Source organism: Pseudomonas mandelii (genome assembly GCF_024138395.1).
GTDB classification, from domain to species: domain Bacteria; phylum Pseudomonadota; class Gammaproteobacteria; order Pseudomonadales; family Pseudomonadaceae; genus Aquipseudomonas; species Aquipseudomonas mandelii_E.
In genome coordinates this window covers 353,836-366,786 of the sequence record NZ_JAMYDU010000001.1, presented here as the reverse complement: position 1 = coordinate 366,786, position 12,951 = coordinate 353,836, and the positions used below count along the sequence as shown (strand labels likewise).

11 protein-coding genes are annotated in these 12,951 nt (G+C 60.0%); 2 read left to right on the top strand and 9 right to left on the bottom strand.

All coding sequences use genetic code 11. From position 1 onward, the window contains the following. The first annotated feature begins 73 nt into the window (after positions 1-73). Entirely contained in the window at positions 74-874 is an 801-nt protein-coding gene (locus NHU87_RS01575) for a sulfite exporter TauE/SafE family protein (protein WP_253544966.1), read from the top strand. 139 nt (positions 875-1,013) lie between these two features. Here the strand turns inward: NHU87_RS01575 and NHU87_RS01570 are convergent, their stop codons facing one another. The 6 genes from NHU87_RS01570 to NHU87_RS01545 form a co-directional block, all read right to left on the bottom strand. After that, positions 1,014-2,294 carry a TRAP transporter large permease gene (locus NHU87_RS01570; RefSeq protein WP_253544964.1) on the bottom strand — a complete coding sequence of 427 codons (1,281 nt, stop codon included), beginning with the start codon at positions 2,292-2,294 and terminating at the stop codon, positions 1,014-1,016. Next, a complete protein-coding gene (locus NHU87_RS01565) occupies positions 2,295-2,822 on the bottom strand; it encodes a TRAP transporter small permease (protein WP_253544962.1) in 528 nt (175 codons plus the stop codon). A gap of 76 nt (positions 2,823-2,898) precedes the next feature. Further along, a complete protein-coding gene (locus NHU87_RS01560; protein ID WP_253544960.1) occupies positions 2,899-3,882 on the bottom strand; it encodes a TRAP transporter substrate-binding protein in 984 nt (327 codons plus the stop codon). A 59-nt stretch (positions 3,883-3,941) separates the two neighbouring features. Then, on the bottom strand, positions 3,942-4,835 hold the full coding sequence (locus tag NHU87_RS01555; RefSeq protein WP_253544958.1) for an SMP-30/gluconolactonase/LRE family protein: 894 nt from the start codon (positions 4,833-4,835) through the stop codon (positions 3,942-3,944). A gap of 45 nt (positions 4,836-4,880) precedes the next feature. Continuing rightward, positions 4,881-5,693, bottom strand: coding sequence for an NAD-dependent epimerase/dehydratase family protein (locus tag NHU87_RS01550; protein ID WP_253544956.1), 813 nt, complete (start codon positions 5,691-5,693; stop codon positions 4,881-4,883). Positions 5,694-6,171: 478 nt separating this feature from the next. Further along, the gene (locus tag NHU87_RS01545; RefSeq protein WP_253544954.1) at positions 6,172-7,467 is read right to left on the bottom strand and encodes an OprD family porin; all 1,296 of its coding nucleotides are present in this window, start codon (positions 7,465-7,467) and stop codon (positions 6,172-6,174) included. Positions 7,468-7,798: 331 nt separating this feature from the next. Between NHU87_RS01545 and NHU87_RS01540 the strand changes: the two genes are divergently transcribed. Then, positions 7,799-8,419, top strand: coding sequence for a TetR/AcrR family transcriptional regulator (locus NHU87_RS01540; protein ID WP_253544952.1), 621 nt, complete (start codon positions 7,799-7,801; stop codon positions 8,417-8,419). Positions 8,420-8,558: 139 nt separating this feature from the next. On the opposite strand, the gene preA is transcribed toward NHU87_RS01540, so the two are convergent. The 3 genes from preA to hydA all read right to left on the bottom strand — a co-directional run bounded on the left by preA (position 8,559) and on the right by hydA (position 12,801). Continuing rightward, the gene (gene preA / locus NHU87_RS01535) at positions 8,559-9,833 is read right to left on the bottom strand and encodes an NAD-dependent dihydropyrimidine dehydrogenase subunit PreA (RefSeq protein WP_253544950.1); all 1,275 of its coding nucleotides are present in this window, start codon (positions 9,831-9,833) and stop codon (positions 8,559-8,561) included. After that, the gene (locus NHU87_RS01530; RefSeq protein ID WP_253544942.1) at positions 9,834-11,201 is read right to left on the bottom strand and encodes an NAD(P)-dependent oxidoreductase; all 1,368 of its coding nucleotides are present in this window, start codon (positions 11,199-11,201) and stop codon (positions 9,834-9,836) included. Positions 11,202-11,361: 160 nt separating this feature from the next. Then, the gene (gene hydA, locus NHU87_RS01525; RefSeq protein WP_253544940.1) at positions 11,362-12,801 is read right to left on the bottom strand and encodes a dihydropyrimidinase; all 1,440 of its coding nucleotides are present in this window, start codon (positions 12,799-12,801) and stop codon (positions 11,362-11,364) included. Positions 12,802-12,951: the final 150 nt, after the last annotated feature.

Here is a 12,951-nt window from a genome sequence, read left to right as displayed (position 1 = left end):
TGTGCGGGCTCTATCCTGTCACTCAATCGATACCGGGCGATCCCGGCTTTTCTTCGCGGATGACGAGTGTTTTATGTTGTTGGCCAGTTTTTTCGGCGTGGTCATGGGATTGGTGCTGGGTTTGACCGGTGCCGGTGGCGGTATTCTTGCGGTGCCGGCCCTGGTGCTGGGGTTGGGGTTGACCATGACCCAAGCGGCGCCCGTCGCCTTGTTCGCGGTAGGCAGTGCGGCAGCCGTCGGCGCTATCGACGGTTTGCGTCATGGTCTGGTGCGCTATCGCGCGGCGTTGTTGATTGCACTGCTGGGCGCGGTGTTTTCGCCAGTGGGCATCTACTTCGCGCATCAGTTGCCGGAAAAGATCCTGATGATCCTGTTCAGTCTGCTGATGGTCATGGTGGCCTGGCGGATGCTGCGCCGGGAAAAGCCCGACGATGGCCCCAGCGATCACGGGCATGCCAACTGGGGCCAGAAAAACTGCATGCTCGATCAGCAGACCGGGCGTTTTTCCTGGACCGCCAAATGCACCGCGACCCTCGCGGCACTCGGCGCGGTGACCGGTGTGGTCTCGGGGCTGCTCGGGGTGGGTGGCGGCTTTCTGATTGTGCCGGCGTTCAAGCAACTGACTGATGTGCAAATGCGCGGGATCGTCGCCACGTCGTTGATGGTGATCAGCCTGATCTCGGCGATCGGGGTGATCGGTGCGTTCAGCGCCGGGGTGCGGATCGATGGTTTGGGCGTATCGTTCATTGTCGCCAGCATCGTCGGAATGATCCTCGGTCGAAAACTCTGCGCGCGGGTGCCGGCCAGAGGGCTGCAGGTGGGCTTTGCCAGCGTTTGTCTGATCGTTGCGGTGTACATGTTGGTGCGCGCCTGATCTTGCCTGAGGTTATATCGGACGATAGTGAAAAGATCGCAGTCTGCGGCAGCTCCTACATTGGGAATCGCGTACACCCGTGAAATATCGGACGAACACAAATCCTGTAGGAGCTGCCGAAGGCTGCGATCTTTTGAGGTCACAACACCAAATGCGGCAACCACAGCGAAATGGCGGGAATGTAGGTCACGGCCATCAGCACCAGAAACAGCACGCCATAGAACGGCAGCAGCGCTTTCACGGTGCTTTCGATGCTGACCTTGCCCACCGCGGAGCCGACAAACAGCACCGCGCCCACCGGCGGTGTGATCAAGCCGATCCCCAGGTTCACCAGCATGATCATGCCGAACTGCACCGGGTCCACGCCAATGCCCAGAATCACCGGCATCAGAATCGGCGTGAGGATCAGGATCAGCGGTGCCATGTCCATCACCGTGCCGAGCAACAGCAGCATCACGTTGATGCACATCAGGATCACGTAACGGTTGTCCGACAGGGTCAGGAACATCGTGGTGATCTTCGCCGGAATCTGCATCAGCGTCATGATGTAGCCGAAGCTGGCGGCGAAACCGATCAGAATCATCACGATCGAGATGGTGCGCACCGTGCGGTGCATCAACTTGGGCAGCTCATTCCACTTGTAGTCGCGGTAGATGAACATGGTGACGAAGAACGACCACAACACCGCGATCGCCGCCGATTCGGTGGCGGTGAAAATGCCCGAGAGAATGCCGCCGAGAATGATGACCATCGCCATCATGCCCCACATCGCTTCACCGCAGATTTTCAGCGCTTGCCGCATGGGGATGACTTCGCCCTTGGGGTAGTTGCGCTTTCTGGCGAAGATCAGGCACAGCACCATCAGGCACGCGCTCATCAACAGCCCCGGCACCACGCCGGCCATGAACAGCGAAGCGATCGAAACGGTACCGCCAGCGGCCAGCGAGTACAGCACCGAGTTATGGCTGGGCGGCGTCAGCAGGGCTTGCACCGAACCGCTGACCGTCACCGCGGTGGAGAAATCCCGCGGGTAGCCGCGACGCTCCATTTCCGGAATCAGCACCGAACCGACCGACGCCGTGTCCGCCACCGAAGAGCCGGAAATCGCGCCGAAGAAGGTCGAGGCCATGATGTTCACCAGCGACAACCCGCCGCGCACGAACCCCACCAGCACCCCGGCAAAAGCCACCAATCGCCGGGACATGCCGCCCTCGGCCATGATCGCGCCAGCGAGCACGAAGAACGGAATTGCCAGCAACGAGAATTTGTTAACGCCACCGGCGACCTGAATCATCAGCGCCTGGAACGGGATGTCGATCCACCACGCACCGATCAGGGCAGAAAGCCCCAGGGCGTAGGCGACCGGCATGCCGATCAGGATCAAAGCGATAAAACTGCCGAGCAGAATCAGAGCGTCCATTTATGCGGCACCTTCGCTTTCTTCAACCAGGTCGAAACGCACGACCCGACGGTTGCTCTGGTCACCGAGCAAGAGCTTTTCCAGCACGAAAATCAGCGTCAGCACACCGCCCACGGGGATCGGCATGTAGGTGATGCCCACACGCAGGGTGGGCAAGGCGCTCATGAACTGGTTCCAGGTGGATAGACAGAGCTTGGTGCCCCAGATGGCCATGAACAGGCAAATGGTCGCCATCAGCAGCTGCGAAACAATGCTCATGGTCTTGCGCATTTGCGGCTGCATGCGGTCGGTGAGCATGGCCACGGCCATGTGCGCACCGGCGCGATAACTGGCGGCGGCACCGATAAAGGTGAAGACCATCATCAGCAAAATCGCGGTGGGCTCCGGCCAACTGGAACCGGTGCCGAGGACGTAACGGGCGAAGACGCCCCAGGGAATGATCAGGGAAATAGTCAGGACCGACAGGCCGGCGACCCAGATGCAGGTCATGTAAATCCTGTCGTTGATGCGCAGCAGCAGATTCTTCATCGGGTTTCACCGTAACCGGGCGCCGCTGACGATTCATTCGTCAACGGTGCCGGGCCTTTCATGAATGCAGGGAGGGTTACTGAACGGCTTCGATGCGCTTGATCAGGTCGGCGTAAGGCGCGCCGTATTTTTCCCGGACCGAAGCCGTGGCTTCATAGAAAGGTTTTTTGTCGACGGTGATGAACTCGACGCCGGCAGCCTTGAGTTTTTCTTCACTACTGGCCGACTTCGCATCCCACAGCGTGCGCTCCTGGGCCTGTGCGGCTTTGGCGGCTTTTTTAACCAGCACTTGCTGGTCGGGGCTGAGTTTTTCCCAGGTGATTTTCGACATCACGATCGGCTCGGGCAGGATCAGGTGCCCGGTCAGGCTGTAGAACTTGGCGTTCTGGTAGTGGTTGTGTTCGAGCAGGGTTGGCGGGTTGTTTTCCGCGCCATCGATGACCCCAGTCTGCAACGCACTGAAGATCTCGCCAGTGTCCATGGCAATGCCGTTGCCGCCCATGGCGTTGATGGTGTCGATGAACATCGGGTTGCCTTGGACGCGAATCTTCATGCCTTTGAGGTCGGCGAGGCTGCGTACCGGTTTTTTGGTGTAGATATTGCGCGTGCCGCCGTCCATCCAGGCCAGGGCGACCAGATTGAATTCGGAGTTGGTGATCTTGTCGAGGATCTCATCGCCGACCTCACCGTCGATGACTTTGCGCATGTGCGCCTGGTCGCGGAACACGAACGGCATGTTGAACACGTTCACGTCCGGCACCACCGGCCCGACGATGCCGAGACTGACCCGAGCCATCTGAATAGCCCCGACCTGAGCCTGTTCGATGACTTCTTTTTCCGAACCGAGCACACCGCCGGCGAACATTTTGAAAGTCAGTTTGCCGTTGCTGTCAGCCACCAGGGTTTTGCCCAGTTGTTCCTCGGCGACCACGGTCGGGTAACCGGCGGGGTGGATGTCGGCGAATTTGATTTCCAGCGCCTGGGCGGCGCTGCTGAGGGTGAAGGTGAGCGCTGCAGTGACGGGAAGTGCGGCGGCGAGCAAGGTGCGTTTGAAGTCCATGGGTTGTGTCTCCAGTCTTGTTGTTTTTTTATTCAAGGCACAGCGATGCAGCAGAGGGGTTAAAGCAATTCGTTGAACACCGGTTCCGGCAAGCCTTTGACGCCGGGGTTGAGGGCGAAGACGCCGCCGGCCAGCGACTGTTCGTCATGGTCGTCAGCGGGGCGGATCGAGGTCACAAACAACGTGTCGAGCTGGCTGCCGCCGAAGGCGCACATGGTCGGTTTCTTCACCGGCATGGGGAGGGAACGATCCAGTCGGCCATCGGGGGTGAAACGGTGAATCAGCCCGGCGTCGTTGGCGCAGATCCAGTAGCAACCTTCGGCATCCACCGCCGCGCCATCGGGGCGGCCAAGGAATTGATGCATGTCGACGAACAGCCGACGGTTGGACGGCGTGCCACTGTCGATGTCGTAATCGAAGGCCCAGATCTGCTGCACGTTCGGGTGCGAATCCGAGAGGTACATCGTCTTGCCGTCCGGGCTGAAGCCCAGGCCGTTGGGCACGATGAAACCGCTGAGCGGGGCGTCGAGCGGCCCGCGTTGCCCGGCGCTATAGCGATAGAGCCTGCCGTCGGCGGCGTTGGCGCCCATGTTCAGCACCATGCTGCCGGCCCAGAAACGGCCCTGACGATCACAGCGGCCATCGTTCAGGCGCATGTCAGGACGGGCGTGATCGACATGGGCCAGCCGTTCGCTGTCGAGGTTGCCATCGTTGTGCGGGTGCAGGTGAAAAAATCCGCTTTCCATGCCGGCGACCCAGCCTCCCGCGCTGTGACGAGCGATACAGGCGAGCGTTTGCGGGGCTTTCCAGGCGTGAACGTGCCCGCTGTCGGCATTCCAGCGTTGTAATCCACCGGTCGGAATATCGACCCAGTACAGGGCGTTTTCCTCGGGAACCCACACCGGGCTTTCACCGACCGCATTGCGGGCATCGACAATCAATTCGGCTTGCATGGCAGCGCATTCCCTTGGCTTTGTTATGTGGGGATTGGCGAGGGCTCAGTCGCCGAACGGCCCGGCCGCGACAAAGGCACCACCCTGATAAACCCGGGCCGGATCATCTTCGGCGGGCATTGGTTGGGCTTCGACTTTTTCGCGGAACACTTCGGACGTGTCCTGTGGCGCATAACCCAAGTGCGTCGCGAATCGGTTGTCCCACCAGATGCTCTTGTTGTCGGACATGCCGTACACCACGGTGTGGCCGACATTCGGGGTGTACAACGCACGTTCGAGCAGTTGGGTCATGTCGTCGAAGCTCAGCCAGGTGCTCATCATTCGACGGTTCTGTGGTTCCGGAAATGAGGAGCCGATGCGGATGCTGACGGTTTCGATGCCATAGCGATCGAAGTAGAAACTGGCGATGTCTTCGCCGTAGGACTTGGACAGGCCGTAATAGCCATCCGGGCGGCGAGGGGAGTGGGCGTCGAGGGTTTCGTCCTGCTTGTAAAAGCCGATGACGTGGTTGGAACTGGCGAAAATCACCCGCTTCACACCGTGGCGGCGGGCGGCTTCGTAGATATGGAACACGCCGCAGATGTTGGCGCCGAGGATCTCTTCGAACGGACGCTCCACCGACACGCCGCCGAAGTGCAGGATTGCATCCACGCCTTCGACCAGTTGATGCACCGCTTGCTTGTCGGCGAGGTCGCACGGCACGACTTCTTCGCGATCATCAATGGCTGGCGCCATGTCGGCGATGTCCGACAGACGGACTACGTTGGCGTAAGGTCGCAGGCGTTCGCGCAGGACTTTACCGAGGCCACCGGCGGCGCCGGTCAGGAGCAGGCGATTGAATGGGGATGGGGTCGTCATGTAAGTCCCTGAACAGAAATTGTTATTATTGGGCTTGTTGTAGGTTGTCGTATGACTTGCTGAAGTATTATTGGGCTTTCCGATGCTTGTCAACGCGACTTTGGTTGAAATTGACGGAGGGTCGTGTTCATCCAATGAGTGCACTGAACCTGTGGCCAGAGAGCAAGCCCCAATGCCAGTCAGTTCAGTAATTTCAACCGCGACTCTTTTGTAGCAGCTGGCAAAGCCTGCGTTCGGCTGTAGCAGCTGTCGAGCTCGCGAGGCTGCGTTCGGCTGCGAAGCAGTCGTAAAATCAGGCACTGCGGTCCGTCAGACACACCGTGCATTCAGGGTTTGCGACTGCTTCGCAGCCGAACGCAGCCTCGCGAGCTCGACAGCTGCTACGTCTGAACGCAGCCTCGCGAGCTCGACAGCTGCTACGTCTGAACGCAGCCTCGCGAGCTCGACAGCTCCTACATCCGAACGCAGGCTTCGCGCCTTACAACAACGAAATCGGATAGCTGACAAAGATGCGATTCTCATCAAATTCGTTGGTGCTGAAATCCCGGCGGATGGTTGCGTTGCGCCATTTGACGTTGAGGCTCTTCAATGCGCCGCTTTGCACGGTGTAGGCCAGTTCGCTTTCGCGGCCCCATTCCTTGCCATCGGTGATCGCCCCGGTGTGCACGTTATCGCCGCTGATGTAGCGGTTCATCAGGGTCAGGCCGGGGATGCCGAGGGCGACGAAGTTGTAGTCGTGGCGCACCTGCCAGGAGCGTTCCTTGGCGTTGTCATAGCTCGCGTTGTAGCTGTCGTTGGCCAGCGTGCCGCCGCTGGTGCCGTTGACGCGCATCCAGGCGCTGTCGCCGCTGAGTTTTTGCAGGCCGACATAGAAGGTGTTGCCGCCGTATTTGGCCGAGAGCAGGGCGAACGCGGTTTTGTTGTCGAGGTCGCCGGCCAGCGCGCTGCCATCTTCCTTGCCGATGAAGTAACCGAGGTTGGCACCCAGGGTCCAGTCGCCAATGGGCTGGCTGTGGCTCAGGTTGAAATACTGCTGCTGATAAATGTCGCTGAGTTCCGCGTACCAGACGCCGACCTGTGTGCGCTTTTCATTGAATGCATACTCGCCGCCGCCGAAGTTGAAACGGTCGGAGGTGAACGCACCTCTGCCATTCATCGACATGTCTTCCATGCTCGCGTGATTGCGCGGGCTGTTGCCCCGGAACTGGCCGCCGTAGAGCGTCAGGCCGCTGAGTTCGGTGGAGGTGACCTGGCCACCGCGAAAGGTTTGCGGCAGCGAGCGACCATCATCGGAGCGCAGGATCGGCAGCACCGGCATCCATTCGCCGACCTTCAATTCGGTTTTCGACACCTTGGCTTTCAGCGCCACGCCCAAGCGACCGAAATTGTCCGCAGGGCGGCCGTCATCATGGATCGGCAGCAACTGCGTGCCGCCCGTGCCCTTACCGCCGTCGAGCTTCTGCGAGTACATACCAAGCACATCCACGCCGACACCGACGGGGCCTTGGGTGAACCCGGATTTAGCGTCGAGGATGAAGTTTTGCGTCCACTCTTCAGCCTTGCCCTGGGGATTGTCTGGGTTGGTGAAATTGCGATTGAAGTAGGCGTTGCGCAGGTTGAGCGTGGCCTTGGCGTCATCGACGAAACCTTCGGCCTGGCTGGTCATGGGCAGGACGAAGGCCAGGCTGCTGCAACCGATCAGGCTGAGGGAATGGCGACGAGCGACGGTAGGGCGAGGGGTGCTGGCGAAGGAATTGCGGGCGAGTCTGCTCACAGTAACGCTCCCTGACTTTTTGTTGTTTTTATTTTTTGTTATACGTCGTCGTACAACATTGGCGGCGATTATTCGCAAGGCATTGCAGTAATGTCAATCACAAGTCATACGATGACTGCTTGAACACCTCATCCCCCTGTAGGAGCGAGGCTTGCCCGCGAAGAGGGACTGTCAGCCGACATCAATGTTGAATGACAGACCCTCTTCGCGGGCAAGCCTCGCTCCTACAGGGGGTTTGTGTTCGGGCGAAAATTGTTGGCGGTATTTTCCCTTGTCGCCCCGATCCAGAGCGGATGCTAGTCTTGACCAACGCTGTTGTCAGGGAGCCCTCATGGGCAATCACAAGATCGAGATTCGTCGCAGTAACGTCGAAAAGATTCTGCTGGGGGCCGAAAAAATCTTTGCCGAAAAAGGTTTCGGCAGCACCGCCATGGCCGACATCGCCGCCGAAGTGCAACTGCCGCGTTCCAACCTGCATTATTACTTCAGCACCAAAAGTGAACTGTACAGCGCGGTGCTGCTGGGTTTGCTGGAGGTCTGGAAGCAGGACGCCCTGTGCTTTGAGATGTTCGATGACCCGCGAGTGGTGCTCAGCAGCTACATCCGCGCCAAGATGAACCATTCCCGCAGCCGGCCGTACGGTTCGAAAGTCTGGGCCAACGAAATCATCCACGGGGCGCCGACACTGGGTGAGAAACTGGACGCCAGCCTGTACGACTGGGCCAAGATGAAAGAAGCGAAAATTCGCCAGTGGGTAGAGGACAAACGCATCCTGCCGGTGGAGCCTTCCAGCCTGCTGTACATGATCTGGGCCTCGACCCAGCATTACGCCGACTTCGATCACCAGGTGAATATTCTTAATGATCACCAGCCGCTGTCGGACATGCAGTTCGAACGGGCGGTGCAGACTGTGACCAGCGTGATATTGCGCGGGATTGGGTTGGAGCCTTGAGTTGTGCGGTGCGTCGGCTGACCCCATCGCGGGCAAGCCTCGCTCCTACAATTTTATGTCGAGCCACATTAAATGATCGACGCTAAACCTGTAGGAGCGAGGCTTGCCCGCGAAGGCGTCAGTTCAGGCAACGCTGCGTTCAGACCGTGACATGATACGGATTCCTCGGATCATGATTCCAATCCAGAAACGGCTTGCCGGTATCCATCGGCACCATCTCGATGCAATCCTGCACCGGACACGTGATCTGACACAGATTGCAGCCCACGCACTCATCATCGATCACTTCATATTTATGCGTTCCGTCTGCCTGTTTGAGACTGGCAATCGCCTGGTGCGAGGTATCTTCGCAAGCGATGTGGCAGCGACCGCAACCGATGCATGCCTCCTGATCAATCTTCGCAATCACCTGATAGTTGATGTCCAGGTACTTCCAGTCCGTGGTATTGCCCACCGCTCGCCCGGAAAACTCCGACACGCTGGCGTAGCCCTGACTGTCCATCCAGCGTGACAAACCGTCCTTCATCTCCTCGACAATCCGGAAACCATGCAGCATCGCCGACGTGCACACTTGCACCGAGCCACTGCCCAGCGCGATGAATTCCGCCGCATCGCGCCAACTGCCAATCCCGCCAATGCCACAGATCGGTAAGCCTTGTGTCTGCGGATCGCGGGCGATCTCGGCGACCATGTTCAGCGCGATCGGCTTCACCGCCGAACCGCAATAACCGCCATGGGTGCTTTGGCTGCCGACGGCGGGATTGGCGACCATGCGCTCCAGGTTGACGCTGGTGATCGAGTTGATGGTGTTAATCAACGACACCGCATCAGCCCCGCCCCGGTAAGCGGCACGGGCGGCGACGCGGATATCGGTGATGTTCGGCGTTAGCTTGACGATCACCGGCAGCGAGCAATAAGTCTTGCACCAGCGGGTGACCTGTTCGACGTATTCCGGCACCTGGCCGACCGCGGCGCCCATGCCTCGTTCCGGCATGCCGTGGGGGCAGCCGAAATTCAACTCGATGCCATCGGCCCCGGTGGCTTCCACCAGCGGCAGGATGTTTTTCCACGACTCTTCGACACAGGGCACCATCAGCGACACGATCAGCGCGCGGTCCGGCCAGTCCTTTTTGACCTGAGTGATTTCCCGCAGGTTGATTTCCAGTGAGCGGTCGGTGATCAGTTCAATGTTGTTAAAACCAAGCACCTCCCGATTAGCCCCGAAATGCGCCGAGTAGCGTGATGACACGTTGACCGCCGCCGGGTCCTCACCCAGGGTTTTCCAGACCACGCCGCCCCAGCCAGCCTCGAACGCGCGAACCACGTTGTAGGCTTTGTCGGTCGGCGGCGCGGAAGCCAGCCAGAACGGATTGGGAGCTTTGATGCCGGCGAAAACAATCGAGAGATCGGCCATTTACGCAGCCTCCACGTTGAGCATGAGTTGAGCGTTGATCGCCTCGGCGGCCAGCTTGCCGTGCTGCACGGCTTGCACGGTGAGGTCCTGATCAAGGCTGGTGCAGTCGCCGCCGGCATACACGCCGGGAATGCTGGTACGCAGCTGTTCGTCGACGAGGATGCGGTCGCTCTGACGCTTGAGTTCACGGGCCAGCGGATCGGCGAGGGCACTGCTGTCGAAAGCCTGGCCGATGGCTTTGAAGATCGCGTCGGCGGCCAGTTCGAAGGTTTCGCCAGTAGTTTGCAGGCGGCCTTCCACCAGTCGGGTGCGAGCGAAGCGCATGCCGCGCACGTTGCCTTGAGCGTCGAGCAGCACTTCTTCAGGTTGCGCCCAGGTCAACAGGCGCACCTGATTGGCCTTGGCGATGTCCTGTTCGTGACCGGTGGCGCCCATGTCCTGGGCGCCGCGGCGGTACACCAGATTCACGTCGCGAGCGCCGAGGCGAGCCATTTGCACGGCCATGTCGATGGCGGTGTTACCGGCACCGAGGACAATGCAGCGCTCGGCCAGGGGTAGTTGCGTCAGGTCATCGGCCTGGCGCAGTTCGCGGATGTAGTCGGTGGCGGCGAGCAGGCCGGGGGCATCCTCGTGGGCCAGCCCCAGCTGTTTGCTGGCGGCCAGGCCGAGGCCGAGGAACACCGCGTCGAATTGCTGATGCAGTTCGCTGAGGGTCAGATTGTCGCCGAGCTTCTGCCCATGACGAATCTCAATCCCGCCAATCCCCATCAGAAATTCAAGCTCCTTCTGCGCGTAATCGTCCACCAGTTTGTACTTGGCGATCCCGTATTCGTTGAGGCCGCCAGCCTTTTCCCGGGCCTCGAAAATCACCACGTCATGGCCGTGCATCGCGCTGCGGTGCGCACACGACAAACCGGCCGGACCGGCACCCACCACGGCAATGCGCTTGCCGGTTGCGGCGGCGCGCTGGAACGGGTGTTCGCTGAAGTGTGCGTTGTCCACGGCATAGCGTTGCAACAGGCCGATCAACACCGGCGCGCATTCCTGGGCGTTGTTGCGCACGCAGGCTTGCTGGCACAGGATCTCCGTCGGACACACCCGGGCGCAACTGCCACCGAGGATATTCGCCGAGAGGATTTTCTGCGCGGCGCCCTGAACGTTTTCCTGATGGATATTGCGGATGAACGAAGGAATATCGATGTCGCTCGGACAGGCATTCACGCACGGCGCGTCGTAGCAATACAGGCAGCGCGAGGCTTCCAGATGCGCCTGACGGTCGCTGAGCGGCGGCGCCAGATCGGTGAACTGGCCGGCGAGGGCGGCCGCATCCTCATGGGGATGCGGGAGGTGGTTCAGGGATTTGATCACGGTGTTGGCCTCACGGTTATTTGAGGTGCTGCCTCTGGTGGGCTGATCGTTCCCACGCTCTGCGTGGGAATGCCTCAAGGGACGCTCCGCGTTCCAATGGGACGCAGAGCGTCCCGGGCTGCATTCCCACGCAGAGCGTGGGAACGATCATTGGTACGGATCAGCGTTTCACAGCAACCGGCCTATGCAGCTCAGCCCGCTTGCTCAGCAAATCAAACACCGCCGGATACGCCGGCCGTTCGACATACCGACCGGCACCACGCTCGGCCCGCAAATCGCCGTCGGCCCACACCACTCGGCCCTGGCTGACGGTGTGGCTCGGCACGCCGCGCACGGTCTTGCCTTCGAAGATGTTGAAGTCGACTTGCTGGTGATGGGTCTTGGCTGAAATCGTCCGCGTACCTTCCGGGTCCCACAGCACCAGATCGGCATCGGCGCCCACGCGGATCGCACCCTTGCGCGGATAGAGGTTGAAGATCTTCGCGGTGTTGGTAGAGGTGAGGGCAACGAAGTGCTGCATCGACAAGCGCCCGGTGTTCACCCCTTCATCCCAGAGCACCGCCATGCGGTCTTCGATACCGGCGGTACCGTTCGGGATCTTGCTGAAGTCGTCACGGCCGGCGGCTTTTTGCTCGGAGCAGAAGCAGCAGTGGTCGGTGGCGGTGGTGTGCAGGTTGCCTGATTGCAGGCCATGCCAAAGGGCTTCCTGATGGCCGCGAGGACGGAAGGGCGGGCTCATCACGTAACCGGCGGCGGTCTGCCAGTCCGGGTGTTGGTAAACGCTGTCGTCCAGCAGCAGATGCCCGGCCAGCACTTCGCCGTAGACTTGTTGGCCCTTACTGCGGGCATAGGTGATTTCGTCGAGGGCTTCCTTGGTCGAGACATGGACCAGGTACAGCGGCGTGCCGAGGGTTTCGGCGATGCGGATCGCCCGGCTCGCGGCTTCGCCTTCCACCTGCGAAGGTCGCGACAGCGGGTGCGCTTCCGGCCCGGTCATGCCCTGGGCCATCAACTTGCGTTGCAGGTGATAGACCAGCTCGCCGTTTTCCGCGTGCACCGTCGGCACCGCGCCCAATTCCAGGCAACGCTCGAAACTCGCCACCAGCGTATCGTCGGCGGCCATGATCGCGTTCTTGTAGGCCATGAAATGCTTGAAGCTGTTGACCCCGTGATGGCTGACCAGCTCGGCCATTTCCTCGCGAACCTGCTCGCTCCACCAAGTGATAGCGACATGGAAACCGTAGTCCGACGCCGACTTCTCGGCCCAGCCGCGCCATTGATGAAATGCCTCCATCAATGATTGCTGCGGGTTGGGAATCACGAAGTCGATGATCGAGGTGGTGCCGCCGGCAAGCCCCGCCGCGGTGCCGCTGAAAAAGTCTTCGCTGGCCACCGTGCCCATGAAGGGCAGCTGCATATGAGTGTGCGGGTCGATGCCGCCGGGCATCAGGTATTGGCCGCTGCCGTCGAGCACTTCGGCATCGGCGGGAACATCAAGGTTTTCACCGATGGCTTTGATCACGCCGTCGGCGCAATAGACGTCGGCGCGATAACTTTCATCATGGGTAATAACGGTGGCGCCACGGATCAACAGAGACATTCCGAGTTCCTCGCAGGCATGACCGACTGATGCCGGTTCTAGATGTTTTTATATGAAGCAGACGCCAATCGGTGTATTCCTGTCAGCGCTGTCAAGAATAGACGCTAGCTGCAGTTTGTCGATTGAGCAAGAATATTTTTTATAAGCTTA